This is a genomic window from Streptomyces sp. NPDC052773 (assembly GCF_044547145.1).
GTDB lineage: Bacteria > Actinomycetota > Actinomycetes > Streptomycetales > Streptomycetaceae > Streptomyces.
In genome coordinates this window covers 413,257-439,377 of the sequence record NZ_JBITZX010000005.1, presented here as the reverse complement: position 1 = coordinate 439,377, position 26,121 = coordinate 413,257, and the positions used below count along the sequence as shown (strand labels likewise).

General features: G+C 69.5%; 24 protein-coding genes. 21 read left to right on the top strand and 3 right to left on the bottom strand.

The annotated features are described in order from the left end of the window. Nucleotides 1-6 precede the first annotated feature (6 nt). The 12 genes from ACIG0D_RS14750 to ACIG0D_RS14695 all read left to right on the top strand — a co-directional run bounded on the left by ACIG0D_RS14750 (nt 7) and on the right by ACIG0D_RS14695 (nt 9,831). Complete coding sequence (locus tag ACIG0D_RS14750) at nt 7-1,263, top strand: CpaE family protein (RefSeq protein WP_399800144.1); 1,257 nt, start codon at nt 7-9, stop codon at nt 1,261-1,263. A 2-nt stretch (nt 1,264-1,265) separates the two neighbouring features. Continuing rightward, the gene (locus ACIG0D_RS14745) at nt 1,266-1,664 is read left to right on the top strand and encodes a TadE/TadG family type IV pilus assembly protein (protein WP_399800141.1); all 399 of its coding nucleotides are present in this window, start codon (nt 1,266-1,268) and stop codon (nt 1,662-1,664) included. Between the two features lies 1 nt (nt 1,665). Then, the gene (locus ACIG0D_RS14740) at nt 1,666-2,037 is read left to right on the top strand and encodes a TadE/TadG family type IV pilus assembly protein (RefSeq protein ID WP_399800139.1); all 372 of its coding nucleotides are present in this window, start codon (nt 1,666-1,668) and stop codon (nt 2,035-2,037) included. A 23-nt stretch (nt 2,038-2,060) separates the two neighbouring features. Then, entirely contained in the window at nt 2,061-3,398 is a 1,338-nt protein-coding gene (locus ACIG0D_RS14735; protein WP_399800136.1) for a CpaF family protein, read from the top strand. A gap of 88 nt (nt 3,399-3,486) precedes the next feature. Continuing rightward, the gene (locus tag ACIG0D_RS14730; protein ID WP_399800133.1) at nt 3,487-4,431 is read left to right on the top strand and encodes a type II secretion system F family protein; all 945 of its coding nucleotides are present in this window, start codon (nt 3,487-3,489) and stop codon (nt 4,429-4,431) included. Nucleotides 4,432-4,498: 67 nt separating this feature from the next. Beyond that, nucleotides 4,499-5,386, top strand: a complete 888-nt coding sequence (locus tag ACIG0D_RS14725) for a DUF5936 domain-containing protein (protein WP_399800131.1) — start codon at nt 4,499-4,501, stop codon at nt 5,384-5,386. Between the two features lie 213 nt (nt 5,387-5,599). After that, nucleotides 5,600-6,931: a sensor histidine kinase gene (locus ACIG0D_RS14720; RefSeq protein ID WP_399800128.1), complete on the top strand. Its 1,332-nt coding sequence runs from the start codon at nt 5,600-5,602 to the stop codon at nt 6,929-6,931. Further along, nucleotides 6,928-7,713: a response regulator gene (locus ACIG0D_RS14715; protein WP_399800125.1), complete on the top strand. Its 786-nt coding sequence runs from the start codon at nt 6,928-6,930 to the stop codon at nt 7,711-7,713. The genes ACIG0D_RS14720 and ACIG0D_RS14715 overlap by 4 nt, the downstream gene beginning before the upstream one ends. A 105-nt stretch (nt 7,714-7,818) precedes the next feature. Beyond that, a complete protein-coding gene (locus tag ACIG0D_RS14710; protein ID WP_166002041.1) occupies nt 7,819-7,977 on the top strand; it encodes a Flp family type IVb pilin in 159 nt (52 codons plus the stop codon). Next, nucleotides 7,977-8,576, top strand: coding sequence for a pilus assembly protein TadG-related protein (locus ACIG0D_RS14705; RefSeq protein WP_399800122.1), 600 nt, complete (start codon nt 7,977-7,979; stop codon nt 8,574-8,576). The genes ACIG0D_RS14710 and ACIG0D_RS14705 overlap by 1 nt, the downstream gene beginning before the upstream one ends. Before the next feature lie 35 nt (nt 8,577-8,611). Next, nucleotides 8,612-9,193, top strand: a complete 582-nt coding sequence (locus tag ACIG0D_RS14700; protein WP_399800119.1) for a hypothetical protein — start codon at nt 8,612-8,614, stop codon at nt 9,191-9,193. An 8-nt stretch (nt 9,194-9,201) separates the two neighbouring features. Next, nucleotides 9,202-9,831 (top strand): OmpA family protein, encoded by a 630-nt coding sequence (locus tag ACIG0D_RS14695; RefSeq protein ID WP_399800116.1) that lies wholly within the window; start codon nt 9,202-9,204, stop codon nt 9,829-9,831. Between the two features lie 946 nt (nt 9,832-10,777). Here ACIG0D_RS14695 and ACIG0D_RS14690 read toward each other — a convergent pair. Both ACIG0D_RS14690 and ACIG0D_RS14685 read right to left on the bottom strand, forming a co-directional pair. Continuing rightward, nucleotides 10,778-11,209, bottom strand: a complete 432-nt coding sequence (locus ACIG0D_RS14690; protein ID WP_399800114.1) for a hypothetical protein — start codon at nt 11,207-11,209, stop codon at nt 10,778-10,780. Nucleotides 11,210-11,276: 67 nt separating this feature from the next. Then, nucleotides 11,277-11,870 (bottom strand): alpha/beta hydrolase, encoded by a 594-nt coding sequence (locus ACIG0D_RS14685; protein ID WP_399800112.1) that lies wholly within the window; start codon nt 11,868-11,870, stop codon nt 11,277-11,279. Between the two features lie 409 nt (nt 11,871-12,279). Between ACIG0D_RS14685 and ACIG0D_RS14680 the strand changes: the two genes are divergently transcribed. The 6 genes from ACIG0D_RS14680 to ACIG0D_RS14655 all read left to right on the top strand — a co-directional run bounded on the left by ACIG0D_RS14680 (nt 12,280) and on the right by ACIG0D_RS14655 (nt 22,015). Then, nucleotides 12,280-12,831, top strand: coding sequence for a hypothetical protein (locus tag ACIG0D_RS14680; RefSeq protein WP_399800110.1), 552 nt, complete (start codon nt 12,280-12,282; stop codon nt 12,829-12,831). Nucleotides 12,832-14,619: 1,788 nt separating this feature from the next. Continuing rightward, the gene (gene mycP, locus ACIG0D_RS14675; protein WP_399800107.1) at nt 14,620-15,978 is read left to right on the top strand and encodes a type VII secretion-associated serine protease mycosin; all 1,359 of its coding nucleotides are present in this window, start codon (nt 14,620-14,622) and stop codon (nt 15,976-15,978) included. A 132-nt stretch (nt 15,979-16,110) separates the two neighbouring features. Further along, entirely contained in the window at nt 16,111-16,551 is a 441-nt protein-coding gene (locus ACIG0D_RS14670) for a hypothetical protein (RefSeq protein ID WP_399800105.1), read from the top strand. Between the two features lie 5 nt (nt 16,552-16,556). Continuing rightward, nucleotides 16,557-18,869: a hypothetical protein gene (locus ACIG0D_RS14665; protein WP_399800102.1), complete on the top strand. Its 2,313-nt coding sequence runs from the start codon at nt 16,557-16,559 to the stop codon at nt 18,867-18,869. A gap of 840 nt (nt 18,870-19,709) precedes the next feature. Further along, nucleotides 19,710-20,852 (top strand): hypothetical protein, encoded by a 1,143-nt coding sequence (locus tag ACIG0D_RS14660; RefSeq protein WP_399800099.1) that lies wholly within the window; start codon nt 19,710-19,712, stop codon nt 20,850-20,852. Next, nucleotides 20,849-22,015, top strand: coding sequence for a hypothetical protein (locus ACIG0D_RS14655; RefSeq protein WP_399800097.1), 1,167 nt, complete (start codon nt 20,849-20,851; stop codon nt 22,013-22,015). Before ACIG0D_RS14660 ends, ACIG0D_RS14655 begins: the two co-directional genes overlap by 4 nt. A gap of 107 nt (nt 22,016-22,122) precedes the next feature. On the opposite strand, the gene ACIG0D_RS14650 is transcribed toward ACIG0D_RS14655, so the two are convergent. Then, nucleotides 22,123-22,518: a DUF192 domain-containing protein gene (locus ACIG0D_RS14650; RefSeq protein WP_399800095.1), complete on the bottom strand. Its 396-nt coding sequence runs from the start codon at nt 22,516-22,518 to the stop codon at nt 22,123-22,125. A gap of 217 nt (nt 22,519-22,735) precedes the next feature. Between ACIG0D_RS14650 and ACIG0D_RS14645 the strand changes: the two genes are divergently transcribed. From ACIG0D_RS14645 to ACIG0D_RS14635, 3 genes are all read left to right on the top strand, one after another. Beyond that, complete coding sequence (locus ACIG0D_RS14645) at nt 22,736-23,617, top strand: LLM class flavin-dependent oxidoreductase (RefSeq protein ID WP_399800093.1); 882 nt, start codon at nt 22,736-22,738, stop codon at nt 23,615-23,617. A 62-nt stretch (nt 23,618-23,679) separates the two neighbouring features. Beyond that, nucleotides 23,680-24,468, top strand: coding sequence for a class I SAM-dependent methyltransferase (locus ACIG0D_RS14640; protein WP_399800091.1), 789 nt, complete (start codon nt 23,680-23,682; stop codon nt 24,466-24,468). Nucleotides 24,469-25,277: 809 nt separating this feature from the next. Further along, nucleotides 25,278-26,051: an isoprenyl transferase gene (locus tag ACIG0D_RS14635; protein ID WP_399800088.1), complete on the top strand. Its 774-nt coding sequence runs from the start codon at nt 25,278-25,280 to the stop codon at nt 26,049-26,051. Nucleotides 26,052-26,121: the final 70 nt, after the last annotated feature.

The following is a 26,121-nucleotide window of genomic DNA, read 5'->3' as shown; positions in this document are numbered from 1 at the left end:
GCCCGCATGCCCACGAGGATCCTGCCGGCGGTCGGCGACGCGGACGCGGCCCGCTCCGTCACCACCCTGCTCAGCCAGCTCCCGGACGCCGAGCCGGTGGCCCCGGTGGCGGACTCCACCCAGCTCGTCGACACCCTCGCCCGGCTCGCCGCCGAATCCGTCGACGAACTCCCCGAGGTCGTCGTCGTGCACGAGCGGATCGGCCCCGTCCCCGCCCTCGAACTGATCCGCGAGGTCGCCCTGCGCTTCCCCGCGGTCGGCGTCATCCTCGTCACCTCCGACGCGAGCCCCGGCCTCTTCCAGGCGGCCATGGACTCCGGCGCCCGCGGCCTGGTCACCCTCCCGCTCGGCTACGAGGAACTCGCCAGCCGGGTCCAGGCCGTCTCCCAGTGGTCGGTCGGCGTACGCCGTCACCTCGGCCACGGCGGCGACGTGTTCACCGGCGCCGGCGGCACCGTCGTCACCGTCAGCGGGGCGAAGGGCGGCGTCGGCACCACGGTCACCGCCATCCAGCTGGCCCTCGCCGCCCAGGCCTCCGGCCGCGCCACCGCCCTCGTCGACATGGACCTCCAGGCCGGTGACGTCGCCTCCTACCTCGACGTCCAGTTCCGCCGCTCGGTCGTCGACCTCGCCGCCATCACCGACATCTCGCCGCGCGTCCTCGCCGACGCCGTCTTCCGCCACGACACCGGCCTCGCCCTGCTGCTCGCCCCCGGCGAGGGCGAACGCGGCGAGGAGGTCACCGACCGCGCCGCCCGCCAGATCGTCAGCGCCCTGCGCTCCCGCTACGAGACGGTCGTCATCGACTGCGGCGCCCAGCTGACCGGCGCCGGCGCGGCCGCCGTCGAGATGGCCGACACGGCCCTGCTGCTCACCACCCCGGACGTGGTCGCCGTCCGCGGCGCCAAACGCATGGTGCGCATGTGGGACCGGCTCCAGATCCGCAAGGCGGAGGAGACCACCGTCGTCGTCAACCGCCACACGCGCGGTACGGAGATCCAGCCCGCCCTCGTCCGCAAGATCACCGGTACGGCGGTGGCGGCCACCACCGTCCCCGCCCACTTCAAGGAACTCCAGGCCGCCGTGGACGCGGGCCGTCTGCACGAACTGGACAACCGCAGCACCGTGAAGCAGGCCCTGTGGGGGCTCGCCGGCGAACTCGGCCTGGTGAAACCGGCGGCGGGGGACCGCCGGGCGGGCGGACGGCTGCGCGGCGACCGAGGGTCCGTGAGCTTCCGCAGGCGCAGGGACTCTGGGGGATGACCATGCCGCGCACACGGCGCACACGCATACGCCGGCCCCGTGACGGCGGCCAGGTCACGGTCGAGTTCCTCGGCATGACCCCGCTGATCCTGATCACGCTGGTGCTGCTGTGGCAGTTCGTGCTCGTGGGATACACCTTCGTGCTCGCGGGTAACGCTGCCGACGAGGCGGTACGGGCGGCCACCGCGGCGGCACCGGGGGAGCGCCAGGGCGCCTGCGCGGCGGCCGGGCGGGACAAGCTGCCGGGGGCCTGGGAGGGGGGCGCGAGCGTGGACTGCGGGGGCGAGGGCTATGTCACCGCCGAGGTGACGCTGAAGGTGCCGGTCCTCTTCCCCGGCGCGCTCGGCTTCCCCTTCGAGGTACGGGGCCAGGCGGGCGCCGTCGAGGAGGAGCGGGACTGAGATGCCGTACGACGGGAAGGCACGTGATCGCGGCCAGGTCGCCCTCGAATACCTCGGGTTCATCCCGGTGCTGATCCTCGTCGCGCTGGCCGGCGTCCAGCTCGGACTCATCGCGTACGCCGCCCAGCAGGCCGGTACGGCGGCAAGGGCGGGCGCGCGGGCCGCCTCCCTCGACCAGGGCGCCCAGGACGGCTGTGTCCGCGCGGTCAGCGGCTGGCTGGCCGACGGCACCGCGTGCGGGGAGGCGCGCGGAGGCGACGAGGTGACCGTCACCGCCACGGTCGAGATCCCCTCCGTCGTCCCCGGCTGGGACTTCGGCCCCGCCCGCAAGACCGCCACCATGCCGCTCGACTCGACCACCGACGACGACTGACGCGGGAACCGGGAGCACCGACCATGAGCCTGCGCGCACGCATCAACTCCCCCGAGGAACACGGCAGCCGGGGCGAGGACGGCCACCTCGTGGCCTCCTACCGCGCCAAGCTGCTGGAGGAGATCGACCTCGCCGAGATGAGCGCGCTGGCCGCCGCCGAGCGCCGGGCGCGCCTGGAGCGCGTGCTCGGGCACATCATCAGCCGTGAGGGCCCCGTGCTGTCCACGGTCGAGCGCTCCCAGCTGATCCGCCGGGTGGTCGATGAGGCGCTCGGCCTCGGCATCCTCGAACCCCTCCTCGAAGACGCCTCCATCACCGAGATCATGGTCAACGGCCCCGACGCGATCTTCGTCGAGCGCGGCGGCCGGGTGGAACAACTCCCGCTGCGCTTCGCGTCGAACGACCAGCTGATGCAGACGATCGAGCGGATCGTGTCCACCGTCAACCGGCGGGTCGACGAGTCGAACCCCATGGTCGACGCCCGCCTCCCCTCCGGCGAGCGCGTCAACGTCATCATCCCCCCGCTCTCCCTCACCGGCCCGACCCTCACCATCCGCCGCTTCCCGCGCTCCTTCACCCTCCACGAGCTGATCGGCTTCGGCTCCCTCGACGAGCACATGCTGTACCTGCTCGCGGGCCTGGTGCAGGCACGGTTCAACATCATCGTCTCCGGCGCCACCGGCACCGGTAAGACCACCCTGCTCAACGCCCTGTCCGGCCTGATCCCCGAGACCGAGCGCATCATCACCATCGAGGACTCCGCCGAACTCCAGCTCCAGCAGCAGCACGTCATCCGCCTGGAGTCCCGCCCGCCGAACGTCGAGGGCAAGGGCCAGGTCACCATCCGCGACCTGGTCCGCAACTCGCTGCGCATGCGCCCCGACCGCATCGTCGTCGGCGAGGTCCGCGGCGGGGAGTCCCTGGACATGCTCCAGGCCATGTCGACCGGCCACGACGGGTCGCTGGCGACGGTCCACGCCAACAGCGCCGAGGACGCGCTGATGCGGCTGCAGACCCTCGCCTCCATGTCGGACGTCGAGGTCCCCTTCGTGGCGCTCCACGACCAGATCAACAGCGCCGTCGACGTCGTCGTCCAGCTCACCCGCTTCGCCGACGGCGCCCGCCGCGTCACCGAGATCGCCGTCCTCGACAGCCACGGCGGAGAGCCGTACCGCCTGGCCACCGTCGCCCGCTTCGACGCCCGGCCGATGACGCCCGACGGCCGGGTCCACGGCGCCTTCCGGTACTTCCCGCTGCCCCGCCGCACCGCCGACCGCCTCTACATGGCGGGCCAGCCCATCCCGCAGGCCTTCGGCGTCGCCCACACCGAGGACCAGCTCGCCACCAGGACATGGAACTGAGGACGTGGGACTGAGGACGTGGGACTGAGGACATGGGACCGACGACAGGGAACCGAGGGCATGGAACTGAGGACGTGGGACTGAGGACATGGAACTGAACACCCTGGTTTCCCTGACGACCGGCGTCGCCCTGCTGACCTGCGTCCTCGCCGTCGCCGGCGTCCACGCCTACGCCACGGGCCGGGCCCAGCGCCAGGCCCTGGTCGACCGCCTCACGGCCGCCGGACAGGTCCCGCTCACCGGCCGCCGGCGCCGCTTCCACACCCTGGACCGCCGCCTGCGCCGTACGGCGTTCGGCCGGCGCCTGGAACTGCGGCTCGCGGCGACCGGCCTGGACGTCACCCCCGGCGAGTTCTTCGCCGCGATGCTCGCCACCGTCGCGGGCCTGTGGCTGATCGGCCAGGCCACCCTCGCGCCCTTCTTCGGCCCGATCGCGGGCCTGCTCGGCGTATGGGCGGCGATGCAGTTCCTGAACTGGCAGCGCCAGAAACGCATCGAACGGTTCATCAACCAGCTCCCCGAACTGGCCCGCATCCTCGCCAACGCCACCCACGCCGGCCTCGCGCTGCGCACGGCCATCGGCATGGCGGCGGAGGAACTGGAGGCCCCCGCGGGCGAGGAACTGGCCAAGGTGGCGAACCAGCTGGCGGTCGGCGCGTCCATGGACGACGCCCTCGGCGAACTCGCGGAACGGCTCCCCTCCCGCGAACTGGTCGTCCTCGTGACGACCCTCGTGCTCGCCAACCGCGCGGGCGGCCAACTCGTCGGCGCGCTCCGGAACCTGACGGACACCCTGGAGGAGCGCAAGGAGACCCGGCGCGAGATCCGCACCCAGCTCTCCCAGGTGAGCATGACCTCGTACGCCGTCCCGGTCATGGGCATCGGCTCCCTCTTCCTGATGAACGGCGTGAAGGACGGCGCCCTGGACCGGATGACCGGCTCCCCGATCGGCCAGGCCTGTGTGATCATCGCGTTCGCGCTGTACGCGGTCGGCTTCGTCCTGATCCGCCGGATGTCCCGGATCGACGTCTGAGGAGCCCGAGGAAGCAGAGGGATCCGAGGAATCCGAGGAATCCGAGGGAGAGGAAAGGGAGTCCGACATGGCGTTACTGCTGGCTCTGCTGATGGGCCTGGCCGTCTGGGGTGTCTTCGCCGGGATCCGCATGTACCGGGCGGACGCGAAACTGCCCACCGACCTGGCGCTCGCCCTGGAGGTCGGCGCCACCCGCACCGGCGCGGTCGACTCGCTCGTCGACCGCCTCGGCATGCGGTACGCGCCCGCCGTCCTGCGCCTGATGGGCCCCAAGCAGGTCGCCAAGTACCGCCGCAAGATCGACCTGGCGGGCAACCCGGGCGGCCTCACCATCGACCGCTACGCGGCCCGCCGCGCGGTCTACGGCACCCTGGGCGCCGTAGGCGGCCTGATCTTCCTGTTTCAGGGCAACGTCCTCATGACGCTGCTGCTGTTCGCCTTCGGGGCGCTGTGGACGGAGGTCGGGATCTGGTCGGCGATCCGGGTCCGCAAGGACGTCATCGAGCGCACCCTGCCCGACTTCCTGGACGTCCTCGCCGTCGTCGTCAGCGCGGGCCTCGGCTTCCGTCAGGCACTGGACCGCGTGGCGTCGCGCTACGAGGGCCCCTGGGCGGACGAGATCCGCATCACCCTCCGCCAGATGGACCTCGGCATGAGCCGCCGCCAGGCCTTCGCCGAACTGCGCCGGCGCAACGACTCCGAGCAGGTCGCCATGTTCGTGACCGCGCTGCAGCAGGGCGAGGAACTGGGAGCCCCGATCGTCGACACGCTCGTCGCCCTCGCCAAGGACATGCGGCGCACGGACGCGCAGAACGCCCGCCGCAAGGCGGCCCGGGCCGTCCCCAAGGCCACCATGATGATCACTACCTTCATGGTCCCGGCGACGATGCTGCTCCTGGGCGCGGGCCTGCTGCTGGGGTCCGGGACGGACTTCGGCACGATCACGGGTGAGTGAGCTGTGGCGACGATGTCGACGTGGGCGAGGCGGGGCGGGCCGGCGGGGCGGGGAGGCCGTCTGGCGGGGCGGGGAGGCCGTCTGGCGGGGCGCGGAGGCCGTCTGGTGGGGCGGGGCGGCCTGGTGGCACGGACCTTGCTGAAAGCACCGTCAGCCTCCACGCACGCCCCAGCGTCCATGCAGACCCCAGCGTCCATGCAGGCCCCAGCGTCCATGCAGACCCCAGCCTCCACGCACGCCCCAGCCTCCGCGCACCCATCGGTTTCCGCCGAGCCCTCGGCCGCCCCCACCCTCTCCCTCCAGGTCAACGCCCTGCAGGCGCTGTGCCGCCAGGTCTTCGGCTTCCGCCTGGCCATGATCGCCCTGGCGGCACCCGCCGCGCTCCTGAACGCGTCACCGGGCCTGGGTCAGAACCTGGTGGGCGCGGCGGTGGTGGTCACCTTCATGGGGTCGTACGCCCTCTTCCGGGACTGGGAGCGCTTCGGCCCGCTGCTCCTGCGCCACCCCACCCTCCTCGCGGCGGACACCCTGTTCGGCTCGCTGCTCCTGGTCTCGGCGGGCCCGGACACCACACTGGCGTACGTCAGTGTCTGTACGCCCCTCCTCGCCGGCCTCGCCTACAGCTGGCGCGGCGCCGCCTGCTTCGCCTCGCTCCAGTCGCTGATCCTGCTGCTGGTGCAGGCGACGCTGGCCCGGACGGGCGACCGTACGCCTGCGGAGGCCCTGCTGGTCCCCGGCCTGTGCGTGATCGCGGGTGCCGTGGGCTCGACCCTGCGCAACCTCATGCTGCGCTTCGGCGAGGCGACGCGGGCGCTGACGACCGTCCAAGCCCGCCTGGCGGCGACCGAGGCGGTGGCGGAGGAACGCGCGCGCCTGGCCCGCGAACTGCACGACTCGGTGGCCAAGACCCTGCACGGCGTGGCGCTGGCCGCGGAGGGCCTGGCCGCCTCCGCGAGCGCGCCGACCCCGGACGCGGCGGTGCTGCGCCGCCAGGCGGACCTGGTGGCCCGCGCGGCCCGCAGAGCAGCCGCCGAGTCCCGCGAACTCCTCACGGACCTGCGCCGCGCCCCGGACCCGGCGAGCCCGCTGGACCTGGAGGCGGAACTGAGGGCCCGTACGCGCGCTTTCACGACACGGACCGGGGTCCCGGCGACGTACGAACCGACGGCGGACGCCCGCCCCATGCCCCCCGTCCCTCCCACGGTGGCCCGCCAACTGCTCACCATCACGGAGGAGGCCCTGGAGAACGCCCACCGCCACGCGTCCCCCACCTCGGTGCGGGTGACAGCGGGCGTGGGGGACGACCACCTGCTCCTGACCGTGTACGACGACGGCCGCGGCCTCCCCCCGGACACCACCCTCGAACACCTCCGCGGAACCGGCCACTTCGGCCTCCTGGGCATGGTCGAGCGCGCCGCGTCCGTGGGCGCCCGCATCCGCATCGGCCGCGGCGCACACGCGCGGGGCACGGAGGTCCGCGTGGACGTCCCTCTGACGGCGCTGACCGCGCTGACGACCCCGACGACCTCAGGTGACGCAGCATGAACACTGACGAGACGCCGTCCCCCTTCCAGGAACCCGCACCCCCGCCGCCCCTGCGGGTCGTGGTGTGCGACGACAACCCGGTCGTCCGCGCCGGCCTGACCGCCCTCCTCACCGGCCGCCCCGACATCACGGTCGTCGCGGAGGCGGTCGACGGCCGCGAGGCGTACGAGGCGGCGCGCACCCACCACCCCGACGTGATCCTCCTCGACGTCCGCATGCCCGGCGTGGACGGCCTGTCCGCACTCCCGCACCTCGTCCGGCTCGCCCCGGTCCTGATGCTGACCTACAGCCGTAAGTCGGACATCGTCCACGAGGCCCTGCGCCGCGGGGCGGCCGGTTACCTCGTCCACGGCGAGTTCACCACCGACCAACTGGTGACGGCCGTACGGGACACCAGGGAGGGCAGAGCACATTTCACGACGACGGCGGCGGACGCACTGCTGGCCCAACTCCGCGAGGGACCCCCTCCCCCTGCGGATGCAAACACTCCGGATACCCCGGATCACCCCGACGCGCCACCATTTTCCCCCGAACCGCTTTCGCGAATGCAACGGACTATGGCACAGTCGCGGTACCAACTCAGCGCAAGGGAGGCGGAGATCATGGACCTCATCGCGTCCGGCATGAGCAACCAGCAGATCGCCGCCGCCTGCTTCATCAGCGAGAAGACGGTCAAGAACCACATCAACCGCATCTTCGCCAAGCTCCACAGCACCACCCGAGCCGAAGCCACCGCCAAGTGGCTCGGCACGGCCCCCGATTCCCCCGGAGGCCACCGATGACCCCACCCCCTTGGGCCCGCCTTTGGGCCCCCGGACCCTCGACCCCCACCCCCGCCCCGCCCTACCCTCCCGCCACCGACAGCGCGCCTTCCGGAGGGAAACCCCATGCACAAGTGGAACGACGACAAGGGCCAGACCGCGGTGGAGTACCTGGGGATCATCGCGGTGGTGGTGGCGATCGTGCTGGCTATCACGGGGACGGACATCGGGCAGACGATCTTCGATGCGATCACGACCAAGATCGCCGAAGTCACCGGCGGCTGATGCGGCCACGGAGGTACGGCGGAGACTCAGGGCAGGCCTTCCCCATCTACATCACGGTGGTGGCGGGCCTGCTCTTTCTCGCGTTCGCCTACCTTGCGGTCGGCCAGGCCGCGGGAACCCGTAATGAGGCTCAGACGGCGGCTGATGCGGCGGCGCTGGCCGCGGCGCTGGAGGTCCGGGACCAACTGGCGGGGGAGTGGCTGGACAACCTGAAGGACCCGGCCGCGTGGGAGGGCATCTTCAACGGCGAGGTGCAGGTGGCTGACGCCTGCTGGCGAGCCCACCAGCTCGCCGCGCGGAACGACGCCCACGTACAGGGCTGCGGCACTGAGGGGCCGCTCGGCTACCGGGTCGACGTCGAGACCGACGAGCCGGTGGGGGACTCCGTCGTGCCCGGCACGGAAGGCATGTACGCGAAGGCGTCGGCCAAGGCGGTCGTCGAGCCCCGCTGCACCTTCGAGCTGTCGGCGGAGGGCGCGGGCGATGAAGAGCTGCCCCCGCTCGACTGCGAGGGCGAGGAGTGGGACCTGTCCCCGGACGACGACCCCGCCGATCTACCGGCCCCGGAGGACCTCTTCGAGGTCCACCTGGCCGACTGACACGCGAACGACGAGCGAACGAAGGAAGCAGAGGCATGAGCGTTCGGTTCACAGCGAAGGCCCGCAGGGGGATGGCCGCGTTGTCCGTGGTGGCCGGCCTGGCCCTCGGCGTGGCCGGATGCGGCGGCGGAGACGGCGACGACAAGAAACCGGAGAACTCGGCATCAGCCTCCAGGACCGGCGGGTCCCAGCCGAGCGCTCAGGAAGGGCAGGATGAGGCGCCACTGGCCGAGCTGAAGGGCTCGAACGGTCTGTTGCTCCAGATCACCTCGGCGGAACGGGACTCCGGCGGCTTCGTCACCGTCAACGGAGACCTGAAGAACGACGGCGCGAAGAGCGTCGCCATCCCCGCCTCTCTGAGCGGCAACGAGACGGAGATCATCAGAAACGGCAGGTCCCTCGGAGGCGCCACCTTGGTGGACTCCCAGGGCAAGAAGCGTTACTACGTACTGCGCGACACGGACGGCCGCCCGCTCACGACAACGGGTCTGTCGACGATCAGGTCAGGTGAGAGCGTCGCCGTCTTCATGCAGTTCCCGGCGCCCCCGTCCGACACGACCGAAGTGACCTTCCAACTCCCCACATTCGCCAGCGCCACCATCTCCATCTCCGGGTGAGGCCACCGATGACCCCAACCCAACGTCTCCCCCTGGCCCTCGCCACCACCACCCTCCTCCTCACCACCACCCTCTACACCGTGACCACCGCCCACGCCGACGACAACCCCAGCGTCCCGCCCGGCACCGAGGCCACCGCCACGGCCCCGGTCGAACTCGACGCCAACGACCCGGATCTGAAACTCCCCGAGGGCGCCACGCTGGCCGAGCCGAAAGTGCTCGACATCAAGCAGGTCGTGGAGGACGAAAGCGGCGAGGAACGCCGGGAGGACACGAACGCGGACGTGAAGTTCGCCCTCCAGGCAGAGGTGCTGTTCCCGAGGGACAGCGCCAAACTCGGCGCGGAGTCGAAGGCCCGCATCCGGTCGATCGCCGAGGAGATCAAAGCCCAGAACGCCACCCGCATCCGCGTCTTCGGCTTCACGGACAACCTGGGCTCCTCCGCCCACGGCGACGTCCTCTCAAAGCAGCGCGCGAACGCCGTCCACGAAATCCTGTCCACCGAACTCAACGACCCAGGAGTCACCTTCGAAGTCCGCGGCTACGGTGAGGACTACCCCATCGCCTCCAACACCACGGAAGAGGGCCGCAAGAAGAACCGAAGGGTGGAGGTGTCGTTCCCGCGAGGGGAGAGCTAGGAGCGAAGCTCTTCTCAGTCGCCGGACTGGTCGCCCTCGGCGGGGTCGGCAGGTGCCGCGATGACACCTCGCGAGGGCTCATTCGCTTACGCCGGCTGAGGGGCCCACGGACAACACCTGCACCTGGCCCGCCCCCACCGCCCGGCGGAGCGCTCTCCGACCGCGCCCGGTTGACCACCTCGACGAGGCGGAGCGCTTGAGCGGCGTCCCGGCCCTCCAGCATGAACCGGTCCCGGAGCGCCCTCACTGCCCCAGAGAGCGATCTCGACCGATCGCTGCCCGGCGCCCAGAGTCCGGACCCCTTCGATCGCCGCGAGCGGTATCCGCCGACGCGTTCCCTTCTGCTCCAGCAGAACGGCCCTTCCCTCCAGCCAGATCCTGCGCCCCCCCGACCCTGCGTTCCGCCAGCTCGGCACACCCCACCAAGCCCTTGTTGATCCTGCCTCCCGGATAGGTGGCGGAGCGACGACTGTCATCCCGGTTCCTGGGGCGCGACGCTGAAACGCCGACCTGAGTCGCCAGTGGGAGATGGGGCAGCAGGGTACGTCCGCCCTGCCCCGCCAAGCCGGGGTCGAGGGGGCGAGCGGGCGTTCCGGCACGACAGCCGGCGAACGAGCGCTGTTTTCAGAGTGCACACTGGCGAGCTGGCCCGGCTACGTGGACATGCAGAGCGCTTGCCGACGCCTGAGAGATACCCCGCTGCCGTACGGCGGGGGACTGCCGCTTATGTGCCGCTGCGGCTGCGCCTGCCATGCGTCGGATGGGCTGGCAACACCCAACGAGACTCCGCTTGAGCCGCTGGCGGGCTGACGGTTCCGGCGACCCTGCCGCTGCCTCAGTTGTCATGGGGATGCCAGTTCATCGGGCCAAAGACATCACGTCGGTGCGCCGAAGGGTGTGCGCCAGCTATTCCATTTCTCGGGCCCAGGTCTCGGCCGCTGCTCGCCTATTTGGCTCGATAGCAGGCTGACTCAACTGTCACTTCGATCAGCGACGGATCGTCGCCATACTTGCGCTCGTCAAGCAGCCGCACGTCCACCGCAAATTCGTCCTCCTTGGATTGAGCGACAAGCTGTGGACTCTTGGCTGGACTGTTATCCACACCGTCTTTGACGATCTTCCAGCCTCTCTTGGGTAGCTCGTCACGAAGGCGGTCCATGGCCTTTTGCATGTCTGCCACAGGGGCCTGGTAGACGCTCCACGGATGGCGGGCTCGGTAGACCTCCTCCTCCTGATCATAGTCCGCGCACCGCGTAATCATGGCTCCCGTATCGGTCACCTTGCCCTTGAGCGCCATGATTTCCAGAATTCGGCTCGATGCCTGCTCGACCTCTGCCTTGACCACATCCCCGTCACGAACTTTCACGTCAGCCGCCACACTCCCCTGTGAGCACGCGGCCAGCATTGCCCAGGTCGCGACAATGTGAGTAAGTATCGAAATTTTCCTATTCAAGTTCCACCCTATGGTATTTGCCGGTGATCACGGCGGCCTGGTTTCGTAGAGTCAGGGATTCCTCATCCCAGAATCCGCTATGCCCACCCGAGTCGCTTTTCATGACATTGCCGCCGAACGATTCGTCCGTGGGAAAGGTCCAATTGTCGCCGAGCCCCACCAGCCGACCGCCTTGGCGTACCGCCTGGTCATCCCATGGGCCGCCCATCGCCCAGACGTGTTGCGCGCCGATGCCGAAGTCACCCGCGTGATCCGCTTGGACGCCCGGGCTCCCCGCAAAGACGTAGTCATTGACTGCCTCCGGGTCTCTCCAGGTCCCGGACTGTGCCGAGACGCCGACAACAGTGCTGCCATAACTGTGCCCGATGACGGTGGTGTGGGCCGTGTTTCCAACTGCGTTCTCGTGGGCTGTCCTGTTGCCCGGGAGGTAGTCGTACAGGCGCGGACCGCCCTCTTCCGCGTATCGGCCGCTCACTGCTTGTGGGATGGTGTCGGGAGCGTTGTAGTCGAGCCAGGTGATCGTGGAGATGCTCTTACCTGGCGAGAGCTTGGGTCGCTGCACCCCAGGCCGATGGACCGCCAGCATGGCCGGCTGTTGTCGATGGACTGGGTGAGGGGTGTGACCCGCTCATGGCCGGTGTCAGGACCCGTATCCCCATCGATCCAGTCACGAGGCTCAGCGGCGGAGTCTCGCCGGATCGGTACGGAAGATGGAGTCGGCTCCCTGTCTGAAGTGGTCATCGGAGTGGCCAGTGATGCCCGGGACAGACAGAAGCGACGACCGTCCCGGCAAACGCCGAGCTCAGGCGGGCATCGGTATGAGTGGAAGCGCGGTGCGGAGGTTGGCCCTGATGGTTCGCGGAGAGCCCGTGGCCTGATGGCTGAATGTTCACTCTGTGACGCATGACCCGAACCGGCTGTCACAGCCGATCACTAGAGTAATGGGCGCGGTCTCGTCTGATCCGGAGGCCGGACGGGGAAACGGGGAGGCGCCAGTGCTGCCGAGCGACAGTGGCGGTTCGGGGAGCGCGTCGACGGGCGCGACGGGTTCGTCCTGGCTGTCCGGCATCTTCGACACGGCGAGGGACGCGGTCCAGGACCTGTCCACCGAGCTGTCGTCGTTCACAAAATTCCGGCAGCGGGTCGACGAACTGATCCGCGACCTGAAGGAGTCGCCGGCCGGTCCCACCAAGGTGGGTCAGGAGCAGCTCGCACGCAAGCAGTTCGGCGGCGGCGACGGATCCTGGGTCGAGGCGGCGGGCCTGCACACGTCGTACGAGAAGGTCATCACCGACCTGGAGAGCTTCTCCAAGCTGCTCTCGGACTGCATGGAGGCCATGTCCATCGCGGTCCTGGCCTCCCACAAGGGCTACGAGAACATCGACCTGGACGTCCGCAACCGCATGGCCGCGATCACCGCCGAGACGACGGAGCACTACGGCGGCCCGTACGACCCGGAGCGTGCGAAGCATCACGGCGCCACGGGCGGCGCCACCGAAACCGGCGGTCAGAAGCCGCCGAGCGGCGACGCCGGCGGCACGATCTGACCCAGAGGGCGATGGGCACGGTACGAGAACGGGGAGGGGGAGACGGCTGATGGCAGGCAAGGGACCTGGTGGATCCGGTGGCGGCACGCCCTTCGAGGGCATGAGCCACGAGCAGATGCTCGCGTGGCTGGACCAGGCCGACAGCGGGACGGTCCAGGCCGCCGCCGAGAAGCTGGCCTCCGCGGCGGAGGAGATCCGCAAGATCGCGGAGGAGCTGAGGATCCGCCCGCAGTGGGTGGAGTGGAAGGGCCAGGGCGCGGACGCCTTCCGCACCTGGGCCGGCGACCTCGCCAACTCCGCACTGCGCCTCGCCGACTTCGGCGGCGACTCCGGCAAGTGGCTCTCCCAGGCCTCCAGCGCGATCGCCACCGCCCAGGCGTCCATCCCACGCGACGCGTCGAGCGCCTCCGCCAATCTCGCGGCGGCCCAGGCCCACCACAACGACCCCGACGCCGACGCGGTCGCCGCCAAGTCCGCCGCCGAACTCGCGGCGCTGAAGGCGCACAAGGAGAAGGTCCGCCAGGAGGCGGTAGCCGAGATGCGGAAGCTGGCGCAGGCGTATGACCTGTCGGCGACGCAGATGGACAGCTTGGAGCGGCCGAAGTTTCCGCCGCCGCCCAAGGCGATCGTGCCGTCGAAGCCCGGACACGACGATGCTGGCCAGAGCTTGGCCCTTCCGGGCACTGGCTCGGAAGGTGGGAGGGGCGGCGCATTTACTCTTGCTGCTGCGACCGCCGCGGGTGGTGACGCCGTGGAGCGAGCCGTTGCTGACGGGACACCCAGTGGCGTGTCGGTTCATCAGCCTCGCCCTGTGGAGGCTGAGCGCCCGACGCACGTCACAATCGACTCGGTCAGCACGCTCCCGGAAACTCTCCGCCCCTCCACAGGACCGGCGCCCACACCGGGGCCGACCACACCGCCTCGTCCGGAGATGGCCGTACCGCCGTCCGCGTCAGGAATGATCCCGCCAATTTCCGGCAGCGGTGCGCGCCGTGTGGCCACGGTCCAAGGGAGGGATAGGGCGATCACCGGCGGACGCACACCGTTTCCGTCTGGGCAGGGAGGCACGGGGCTGCCCAGCAGCCGTGGAATCCCGGGGAGTGGTCAGCTCCCCGCCGGACCGACACCCGGGCCGACTGCCGGTAGGAACATTCCCGGTCAGACCACGGGCCGCAGTGTTCCCTTTGCCGCCGGGGCAACGCCCGTAGCTCCCGCTCAGCCCGGTGTCACGGGCGGACGGCCGATGGGGCCCGGCGCCATGGGTGGTCGGCCGGCAGGCCGCGGTGTCACAGGTGGACGGCCAACGGATACCGGTGTTACGGGCGGACGCCCCCTCAATCAGAGCACCGTCGGCGGACATCCGGCTGCCACGCCCACCACGGGCAAGCCATCGGGGCGCCTGCCAGGTGGGACGGTCGTCGGAGTCGGCCCTGCTGTGGACCGTGGTTCGGCCGGCCGTGTCCCCACGGCAGGGCCGACAGGGCTTCCGACGGTTGCCCGCTCCGATGGCGCAGCGAACACTGGCCGCCTTCTGCCCACCGCGCAGAGCGGTGTAGTCGGTGGTACCCCACAGCAGGCCGGCCGTCCACCCGTGTGGCCAGGCACCTCGGTACCCACCGCTCCGACGCGTGACGGGGTCTCGGGGGGCCTGCCGAGCACGGGTGCCGCCCACACCGCGGGTCGAGGCGCTTCCGAGCCGGCGCATGGCGCTCAACAGAGTCGAAGGCAGCCAAGCGATCGCCGAAGCGCGCGGACTGCCGATTGAGGACACAGAGGAAAGGGTCGTACATGCCCACCAACAGGACCACGCACCCCCGGCTTCGTGCCGCGGCCTGCTTGATCGCAGGTTTCCTGCTGGTGGGCGGCACAGCCAACCAGGCGCACGCCGACTCCACCCGTTCTCAGCAGTGGCACCTGGACGCCATGCGAGCTGAGGAGATGTGGCAGGTCACCACAGGTAAGGGCATCACCGTGGCCGTCCTCGACTCCGGTGTGGACCCCGACAACCCGGACTTGCGAGGCCGAGTACTCAAGGGCAGAGACTTCGCGCCTGCCGACCGCCCGGGGGACGAGCACACCGACTACGACGAAGAACTGGGCCACGGCACGGGAATGGCAGGCCTCATCGCCGGGACAGGCGCATACGGCGGTGGCAAAGGCGCCTTCGGTCTAGCGCCCGGAGCCAAGATCCTTCCCGTCCGACTGCCTGCGACGGCTGACTACAACGCGAAGAAGTTCAACGAGAAGGTGGCAGAGGCGATCCGCTACGCGGCGGATGCCGGCGCCCGGGTGATCAACCTGTCGGTGGGCCTCCCCCGGTCGCCGCAGCTGACTTCCGCCGTGCGGTACGCCTTGAAGAAGGGCTCACTGGTCTTCGCGGCCGTCGGTAACAACGGTGACAAGAACAACGATCGCGAATACCCGGCAGCAGAACCCGGAGTCGTCGGTGTCGCCGCCGTCGGCAAGGACCTCCACCGCACTTCGTTCTCGCAGTACGGTCCCCAAGTGGACATGGCCGCCCCGGGCGAGGACATGGTCCACGCCTGCGGGACCGAAACGGGTCTGTGCAAGACCAGCGGCACCAGCGACGCCACCGCCCTCGCCTCCGCCAGCGCCGCCCTCATCTGGTCCAAGCACCCGACCTGGACCAACAACCAGGTACTCCGGGTCATGCTGAACACCATCGGCGCCCCCACGGACGGCGCCAAGCGCAACGACTCCATCGGCTACGGCATCGTCCGCCCCCGCATCGCCTTGCAGAACCCCGGCGACCCCGGCCCCGCGGATGACTACCCGCTGCCCGACCTCCCGGCGGCGGCTTCCTCGCCGTCCCCGGCGGCCAGCGCCCCCGCATCACCGGAAGCGGGCTCAGCGGCGGAGGACCACGACACGACCGGAGCGAACGCCACGGGGGCACAGGACGACGACAGCACACTGCGGGTGGCCCTGGGCGTCGGGGCCGCCGTCGTGCTCGCAGCCGCCGGTGCAGCGGTCGTCGTCGCCCGCACACGCCGCAGGGCCACCCCACCACCGCCGCCCGGCTCGCCCCTGCGGCAGACCGCGTACGGAGGTGGGCAGTTCACCCAGCCTGGTCCGGACGGCGGTACGCCACACGGCAGCCCGTATAGCCGCCGAGAGTCGCCCTGACGCAATGCCATGGGCCTTCATCCACGACGCCCGCCCGTGCTTGCGCGGGCCATGGCGGCATGGCCCCGCGCCCCCGCAGCAGTACCAGGCTTGTGTTTGTTCGCAATGAGTTGACACGGGGAGGAAACGCCTATGGCGTGGGAAGAGTGGGAACAGCTCAAGGCATCGGCGGCGGAGCATCGTCCCACACGGATGCAGCTCAATCAGTACCCCGCCGACCAAGGGAGCACCCAGGGAGACCTCAAGGTCGGCAACCAGGATCTGGAAGCCGTGGGGAAGGCAGCCCGCGACCTGTTCAACGACTTCACCACCTACAGCGGGCACGCACGAGTTGCCTCCGAGACGGCCGCGGGCGGCCTCAAGGGTGAGGGGTTTGCTCTCGGCGGCGCACTCGAGCATGTGACGGCGCGCTGGAGCGAGCAGACCAAGACACTCCTGGACGCCTGTGCCCACATCTCGAACCACCTGCGGTTCACGAAGAACCAGCACGCTGCCGACGACACCTACATCGCCGGCGCAGTCAGCAGCATCGCCACGCTCGACGAGGGTTTCGACGACCGGAAGGGCCACTGACGCCGATGGACCTCGATGCCCTGCGCTACGGCAACTTCTCCCAGCTCGGTGAAGCGATCACCGACTGGGAACAGATGACGAAGAAACTTGCCGATCTGAAGAAGGATGCCGAGGACAACTTCAAAGCCAAGGCCGACAAGGCCCAGTGGACGGGCGTCAACGCCACTGTCAGCCGTGAGTTCATCACGAAGACCGCCGCTGAGTTCGCTGACGCGCATGCCCAGGCGAACACGGTCGCCAAGATCCTCAAGGACACCCGACAGGAACTCATTGACTACCGGACCCAACTCAACGACGCCATCGACCGCGCCGCTAAGAAGCACCTGACCGTTGCGGACACAGGGAACGGCTCGTTCACGGTCGTGGCCAACACCCGTCCCGACTGGGCGTCCGACCCGAGCGGCGAGCAAGGTGCAGTCAGCCAGAAGGAGGTTGACGATACTCGCGACGAGATCCAGCGCATCCTGAGCAAGGCCACTCAGAGCGACTCCACCGCAGCGAAGGCACTGCGCCTCATCGTGGATCAGGCCAAGTACGGGTTCTCTGGTGCCAGTTATGACAGCCGGGATTCAGCGGCCAAGGCCATTTCAGAGGCTGACAGGATGGCCAAGATCCTCGCGAAGGATCCTCGCGACGTTACGAGCACAGAACTCGCTTCGCTCAACAGCGCCCTGGTCAAATACAAGAATGATCCGCTTTTCGCAGAGGAGTTCGCTGCGCAGGTAGGGCCGAAGAAGGCGCTTACTTTCTGGGCTGGTATTGCTGACCCGTACCAGGGGGAATTCAACCACGACCCCGCGCGGGACAAGCAGGCCAAGCAGCTTCAGAAGAACCTCGGAATCATTCTGGGTCAAGCCACACTCTCCGACAGTGACCAGATGGCGAACTGGAAGGACCAGATGATCAAATTGGGTCCGAACCAGCTCGGGATTGGCGATGCCGGCAATCCCACCGGCTACGCTGTCATGAGTAATCTCATGCGCTTCGGTGACTACGACGACGATTTCCTCTACCGATACGGTGACGAACTCCTCGCGTACGACAAGCAGGTCAACGGACGGGCCACCACTCCGTGGGTCAACAACTGGAACACGGGAGATCTCAACCTGTGGGGCAACAAGAATGACCGTGGCCGGGACCCCGTGACGGGCTTCCTAGAGGCGTTGGGTCACAACCCTGGCGCTTCGGAGAAGTTCTTCGCCCGCCCGGACTTCTCGGATACTTCCATGCCGACGCTGGAAAGAGACACGGTGAACGCCGAATCCGAGGTCAACGAGCATCTCAAGTATCTGACCAGTGAACGTCTCTGGCTACCCGATACCGCGATGGACGGTAAAGATGGCTACGTCGCCGGGCGCGACGCATTCGGTCACGCGCTGGAGGCAGCGACGACTGGATACCCGTACGACGCCGACGCAAAGGATACCGTGGCAGGTGACCGCCGTACGGCGAACACCGCAGCTGTTTTTGAACAGGTTGCGTACCTCTACGGAGGCGAGAACGGCCCCAAGTTGCTGCACACGCAGCCTGAACTCGCTGACAGTTTGGGGAAGATCGGCGGTGCATACATCGACGACATCGACTACGAGCTTTCCGGCATCAACGATCACGGAAAGGACGCGGGCAACTTCCCGGCTCGTTACGACGGTCGGGCAAGCATTGGAAATCAAGGGGCCATCGATTTCCTGAGTGTCCTCGGCCAAAATGAGGACTCACACAAAATTGTCACCGCGGCGCAGCACATGTACACCCTGAGCCTCTTGGATGCCAACCCGGCCACCAGTGAAGAAAACATGAACCGCGCTAGAGACGCTATGTCAGTCGGTGCGGAAGCCCGAGGAATTCTTGATCACTCTCGCGTGCAGCAGGCAGCCACGACTTACGGTGAGGAATCCGAGGAAGCAAACAAGGAACTCGCCCGCTCGTCCGACTGGAAGAAGCTGATGGCGGGTGCAGTGGTGGCCGGCGGAGTCGCCGCTGTTCCTCTTCCTGGCTCCACTGCTGCTGCCCTGGTGATTGCTCCTGTCGCTGCGGATCAGATCGTCAACGCAGCTAATACACTGCTCGGTCACGAAATCGATAAGGCAACGGAAGAAGCAGCAGCCGATCCCAGTGGTCCTTCGCAGATGGCCAGCAGGGATTTCTATCTCGAAGGAACGGAAGACTTGGGAGAGACCTACAAAGCATACTTCGAGGGTCATCCGAAGGCTGCCGACAAGGCGGATGATCAGGATTGGGTGGAAGGGATCAAGGGCAGCTACATGGGTACGGGGACGCTGGAGAACGACTACCGAGGTCGACCCTCCTACAAGGAGTGAGTAATGATGCTTCCGACAGCACGGGGCAGAGTTCCGAGGCCGGCTGCCCTATTTGCAGCGGCTGCGATGCTGATGGGCGGTTGCAGTAGTGGCTCCCACACCAGTGATGCTGAGAGTGAAAAGGCAGGGACACCTGCAAGTAACCTGTGTGATGGGTCGCTTGACGCTGCAGCGGCGGATGCTCTGCAGCGCCTGGCGGGCGCGGAAAGGTTTGAAGAGGCCACCGGAGTGAATCAGGCAGGCCGGTCGAACAAATTCTCCGTGAGTAGGTCGGTCAAGCACCTCCATGACGAATACCGGAACCAGAGTGAGTGTTCGATTTATCAGGTAGGTGACGACAAGCCGCTGTTTCAGGTCCGTTTCTCGGCGTCTGCGTCCCACCCCTCAGGAAATGGGGATTCGGGTGAGAGGAAAACTCGATACCCGATCGGTGTCTTTGCGCAGGTAGGCAGCAACGGAGCTGACCTCTTCTTTCATTGCCCGACCGACGCGCCGGCCAAGGATGCATACATCGGAGATACGGACTATGTGAAGGCCGAGATGTATAGAGACACATACCGGTTGCGGGGGGATACCGAAGCAAGAGACGTCATGGTCATCCTCAACTCAATGGCAAGGGCGGTGGCCGAGGCCGCGGGCTGTGCGTCGCAGGCCGGTTTGCCGACTCGAGTACCGGATGCTGTATGAGCTCGGTCCGTCGAGGCACCGGTGCTTCCGGTGGGGCGCGGGCCCTGATATGCGCCGCCTGCGGTGCCCACAGGGGAGCGGGTGGTTACGGCAAGGACGCGGGTAGGCCGTGGCGGTCCACGACGCCTGTCTGCGTCGGAGGGGGATCATGGGGTGAGTGAGGCAGACGGGATGTCTGCGGCGTCCGGTCGGCTGCGCCGAGCGCTGCCGCAGAGCAGGCGCGGCCGGTTGTCGCTGGTATCCGCGCTGGTGCTCGCGCTCGCGGGCACCGGGTTCGGGACGTGGGCGGCGGACACCTGGCCGTGGCCGAAGGACCGGTACTGCTGGGGCGCATGGGAGCAGGACAGCGGCCCGGACTTTCTCGGCGAAGAGGCCTTCGGAGACGATGACGACGGGATACGCACCAGCACGGAGACGGTTCCCACTCCCGAGCGCCCGACCGGCAGGTGCGAGGTCGCCATCGCCGGCGACTACGAAAGCAGTTACGACGGCGGCAAGGTCACCATCGACCAGCAGGTGTCCGTCGAGTACGGGCCGGTCCCCGAGGCCGCGGAGGCCCGGCTCGCGATGATCCATGACGGTTTTCTGGGCGGGGACATGGTCCCGCTCCCGGACGGCCTGCCGGGCACGGTGAACGGGCGCGGTGGCCTGCTGGTGCTCCCGAAGTCCTGCGATACGCAGGACGGCCGGCCGACCGTCGTCACCATGTACGCGTCCGGCACGTATACCAGCGCTTCGAACACCCAGAGCGATCCAGCCGATCTGGGCGGCGCCCGTCAGGCGGCGGTGCTGCTCGTCGAGGCGGCCAACCGTGGGATGGCGGCGGCCGGTTGCGCGCCGGACGAGCCGCTGAGGATCAGCTCGCCGGTCTACGACCTGCCGGGAGAGTGGGAGCTTGTCTTCAGGACCTCGGACGACGTCTGCGGCATCCGCGGCCTGCGCCCCGACAGGGAGGACCTCGAGGACCAGATCGGCGTGGTCACCCGTGACCTGCAGACGTGCAGCGTCCGCGGCGATCGCGACGACGTGCCGTACCTGCGGCTGGCGATGGTCGCGCAGCCCCGGCTGGCCGCGGTGTTCGACGGCATCGCGGGCGAACGCCCCGTGGCCCCCGGCTGGCGCGGCACGGGCACCATCGGTGAGAAGCACGCGATCGTACGAGCCGACTGCGCCGGCCGGCCCGCCACCTTCCTGATGGGCGCCTCCACCGACGCAGGCCATCTCGCCGCCTTCGTCAACGCGGCCGCCGCTCGCCTGGGCTGTGCCCCCATAGCCCCCAAGGGAGCCGCCCGGTGAGCAGTACTGCTGACGAGCCGAGCCGGGACGAGCGGCCCCTGCCCGCCGAGCGGGAGCTGCTCAGCGAGCGGCGCCTGCGCTGGTGGCACTGGCGCAGACTGCTTCGTGGCCGGGTCCGGCCGCTGCTGGCCGCAGGTCTCGCCGGGGTGCTGCTCGGCGTCGGCGGCACGGCCTGGCAGACGCAGGCCGGGCCGTTCGCGTCGGACGAGGTGTGCTGGGGCGCGTTGTCCCGCGACGACCTCGCGCCGATGTTCCGCGAGCCCGAGGACGTCAAGGCGGTCGAGGCGCCCGTACTGCACGGTAAGCGCTTGGACGGTCCCACCGGCAATTGCCAGTTGACCAACAGCGATGGCGACGAATGGGCGCTCACCGCCCGGGTGCACCGGCTGGACGATCGGGCCGGCGACGATGGCACGTGGGCTGATGAGTTCCTCTCCGCCCGTCTCACCCCGCTCGGCGGCGGGCTCCTGGGCATGGCCTCGGACAACCGCGCCTGGCTCGCCATCCCGGACGGCTGCCTGGGCCGGCCCGGCGACTTGGACGGGCCGACCGTCGTCGATATCGCCCGGGGCGGCTGGATCGGTGACCTGGAGCCGCGTACCGAGGAGCGGGACTGGATGGCCCGCATGGTCGTGAAGCTCGTCAACAAGGTCAGCGCGGACCTGGGCTGCACCGGCACGATCGCCGATCCGGTCGAACGCCTGCCGAAGGCCGCCCGCTACACCCGCACGGAGAAGCCGGACGCGCTCTGCGGCATCAAGGGACTGTCCCTGGGCAAGAAACGCAAGCCGGACTACTACCCCGTGATCACCAACGGGCGCGGCCCGGTGCGCACCTGCGACCGGGGCATCACCGGCTCGCAGCCGAAACAGCGCCTGATGACCGTCGAGGACCCGCGACTGGCCGCGATCTTCGGGAGGATGGCGCTCGACGAGGGCGACCGGGTGAGCTCCGACGCCGGCCTCGGGGGCATAGGCCCCAACCTCGGCGTCTTCCGGGCCCGTTGCCAGACAGGCACGACGGTGTTCCTCGTACAGGTCAACGACAGCGGGATGAGCGCGGACGTACGCACCCTCTTCCCCCGCTACGTCGAGGCCGAGGCCGCCCGCCTCGGCTGCGGCCCGCTGAAGCTGAAACTGCCACAGCCTGGAGGGAGCCGCTGACTCCCCACCCGGCCGCCGTGCCGCTGCCCTGCCCACCCACCCTCGCGTGAGGGCTTCGGTCATACGGCGTCCCCGGGAGCACCCGGCCGTCCAGGCGGAGCGTGACGTTACCCATCGCTCCCTGCCTTCTCTTCCTGTCCCCGAGCCACGATCCTCACCGCCACCCCCGCGCTCAACCCCCACCCCGCCATCACCCCCGCCCCCGCCTCCACCACATGCCGAGCCCGCAGCCGGGGCAGCCCCAGCCGCCCCGGCTGCATCGTGCGTACGGCGATGACCCGGAGCCGGCGGTCGAGGTAGGCGACATCGATGGGGATGCGCATGCCGAAGGTGTGGATGCTGCCGGCGGGGGAGAGGAGCAGCGCGCCGTGCACCGTGTCCCGGCCGAGCAGGCCTTTTGTGCGGGCCCGGTAGGACGTCGCGATCTCCAGGGGGACTCGGATCTCGCCCGTGGCCCCGTGGACCACCAGCGTCCCCCGCCCGTCGCGCCACCGCCGACCCATGCGAGCCCACCTTCCGTTCCGGCACGTTCCGGTGGATCAGACTGCCAGCATGCGCAAGAGCCTGCTCCAGATGTCCGTCGCCCTCGTTGGATGAATGGAAGGCCCGGGCCAGGACATCAGCCGGCACCGCGTCGACGAGGTGCTGCGCCAGAGGCCGACAACCAGCGGGTGACGTAAAGGAGTTGTCCGTGTCCACCGCTCCGGCTAGGAAGTGTTCATGACTGGACTCGGCGCAGTGTTCCGCCCGCAACTTCCGCCCGAGCGACTGCGTGCCCTCGCGCGCCTCGCCGACGACGCCGGACTCGACGAGCTGTGGCTGTGGGAGGACTGCTTCCTGGAGGGCGGGATCTCCACGGCCGCCGCCGCGCTCGCCTGGACCGAGCGGATGAAGGTGGGGGTCGGGCTGCTGCCCGTGCCGTTGCGGAATGTGGCGGTCACGGCGATGGAGGCGGCGTCCCTGCACCGGATGTTCCCCGGCCGCGCGATCCTGGGCGTGGGACACGGCGTACAGGACTGGATGGGGCAGGTCGGAGCCCGGGCGGAGTCGCCGGTGACCCTGCTGCGGGAGTACCTGGTCGCGCTGCGGGCCCTGCTGCGCGGGGAGCGGGTCACCACCGAGGGGCGGTACGTACGGCTCGACGACGTCGCCCTCGACTGGCCGCCCCTCGCACCGGCCCCGGTGCTCGCCGGAGTCACCGGTCCTCGCTCGCTGCGGCTGTCGGGAGAGGCCGCCGACGGGACCATCCTGACCGCGTCCACCCCGCCGGACGGCGTACGGCGGGCCCGGCAGCTCATCGAGGAGGGGCGCGCGACGGCCGGCCGTGACGGGACCGAGCCGCCGCATCACGTCGTCGTCTATCTGCTGACCGCCACCGGTCCCGGCGCCTCCGACCGGCTGCGTGCCGAGCTGGCCGCCGAAGGCCTCGCCGATGTCCCCGACCTCGGCGTCGCGGGGGACGCGGCGGACGTCGCCGAGGCCGTACGGCGGCTGGCCGAGGCCGGTGCCGACACCGTCGTCCTCCAGCCGACCGCCGACGAGCCCGACCCCGAGGGGTTCATCCGGTTCGCGGCGGAGCGGGTCCGGCCGCTGGTCGACTGAGCGGCGGGAGCCGCGGCAGAAACCCGTTGGTCGCCCGCGCGGGAGTCGGCGACGATCAGTCCATGGACAGCGCGCACACCCGCACCTTCCAGGAACTGATCGTCGAAGGTGCCTCCGTCCCCACCGAGGGCTGGGACTTCTCCTGGTTCGAGGGCCGGGCCACCGAGGCACGGCCCTCCTGGCGGTACGCCGAGTCGCTGGCCGGACGGCTGGGCGCGGCGCGTGCCGTGCTGGACGTCCAGACCGGGGGAGGTGAGGTCCTGGACTTCGCGCTCGGCCGGGCGCCCTCCGCCCCCGCCCTCGTCGCCGCCACCGAGGGCTGGCCGCCGAACGTCGCCAAGGCCACCGCCCTGCTCGCGCCGCGCGGCGTCGTGGTCGTCGCCGCCCCCGAGGACGCTCCGCTGCCGTTCGCGGACGGCGCCTTCGACCTGGTCGCGAGCCGGCACCCCGTCACGCCCCACTGGGCCGAGATCGCGCGGGTGCTCCGGCCCGGCGGCACGTACTTCGCCCAGCACGTCGGGCCGAGCAGCGTCTTCGAGCTCGTGGAGTACTTCCTGGGGCCCCAGCCCGAGGAGGTACGCCGGGGGCGTGACCCGGAGCGGGAGCGCGCCGACGCCGAGGCGGCGGGCCTCGAGGTCGTGGACCTGCGGGCGGAGCGGCTGCGGATGGAGTTCCACGACATCGCCGCCGTCGTGCACTTCCTGCGGAAGGTGGTCTGGATGGTGCCCGGCTTCACCGTCGAGGCGTACGAGCCGCAGCTGCGCGCGTTGCACGAGCGGATCCGGGCGGAGGGGGCGTTCGTCGCCCACAGCACCCGGCATCTGTTCGAGGCGCGGAAGCCCACCCTCTAGCCTCCGTCACACAGCTGTCGCAGTCACCACATCCGTCTCTTCATTCACACTGTTTTCACATCGTTATGGGAAACGACTCGTTTGCGCCTCCCCCTCACGTAAGTTCAGGTCAGGTAATTCGCGTCAGCAAAGCTGCGCGGGCGGCATCGCGCAGTGGAGGGGGCTGCGCGGCGCCCCGCCCCGCCTCCGCTTTCGCCCCGGCCGACGCGCGTCAAGCGGACGCCGACATGCCGGTGTCGCCCGCACGGGGGATGCCGCGCGGGTCTGCGGAGGGCTGTGAACCGGCCACTCACCCCCTGTGAACGGGGCTTTCCGCGCCCAGCGCGGCGTCGCCGGGCAACTTCGGAGAGTAGTTGTGGCGCGCCGATGTGCGCGCCAACCCTTACGAAGGGTTATGGTGGAAACCCCCCCTCGGGCCGGTCCGTCTCCCCCCCACGGACCGGCCCGTTTTTCTTTCCCCGGCAGTCCGCGGAACCAGCACCCGAAACCGCCCGCTCCGGCCGGCGGCGCCGACGCCCAAAAGCCGCCCGCCCCGGCCCGCGGCCCCGGCGCCCAGAACCGATGGCTCCCGTGCCGGCAGCCGTCCGCCCCGCCCGCCGCCGGCCCTGGCGCCCGGAACCGACGGCTCCCGTCCCCCGGAACCGCCCGCCCCCGCCCCCACACCCGGCCACCCCCCACCGCAGGGGTAGGCTTCGCCCCGGGGACCGCCATACGGACAGGGGCGCACCCGAATCCGCGCCCGGCCCAGGCGCCGCCGGCGCGCCGTGCCCGTCCCCTGTCCGATCCGCACCGGAGGGGCTGACAATCACGTGAACCTGCGCGACAAGCTGCGCGGCCTGCTGGTCAGGCTCTACGCACGCCGGGTGGAAGGCCACCTGGACCACGCTCAGGTGCCCAAGCACATCGGCGTGATCATGGACGGCAACCGCCGCTGGGCGAAGGCGGCGGGCTCCAGCACCGTGCACGGCCACCGGGCCGGCGCCGACAAGATCGAGGAGTTCCTCGGCTGGTGCACCGAGACGGACGTCGAGGTCGTCACCCTCTGGCTGCTGTCGACGGACAACTTCGACCGGCCGCAGGAGGAACTCGTCCCGCTGCTCGGCATCATCGAGGACGTCGTGCGCACCCTCGCCGCCGACGGTCGCTGGCGGGTGCACCACGTGGGCACCATGGACCTGCTGCCGGCGGGCATGCAGACCACCCTGAAGGAGGCCGAGGAGGCCACCGCCCGCATCGACGGGATACTGGTCAACGTCGCCATCGGCTACGGCGGCCGGCAGGAGATCGCCGACGCGGTCCGCTCGATGCTGCACGAGGCCGCCGAGCAGGGGACCTCCCTGAAGGAGCTGGCCGAGGCCGTCGACATCGACATGATCGGGCGGCACCTGTACACCGGCGACCAGCCCGACCCCGACCTGGTGATCCGCACCAGCGGCGAGCAGCGGCTGTCCGGATTCATGCTGTGGCAGACGGCCCATTCGGAGTACTACTTCTGCGACGTCTTCTGGCCGGCTTTCCGCAAGGTGGACTTCCTGCGCGCCCTGCGTGACTACGCGGCACGCCACCGCCGTTACGGCGGCTGACGCACAAACGTCCCTCCGAGGGGCGTACGGGTACCCCTTCCGGCGTGGGGCAAACGGCGGCAAGACGGCG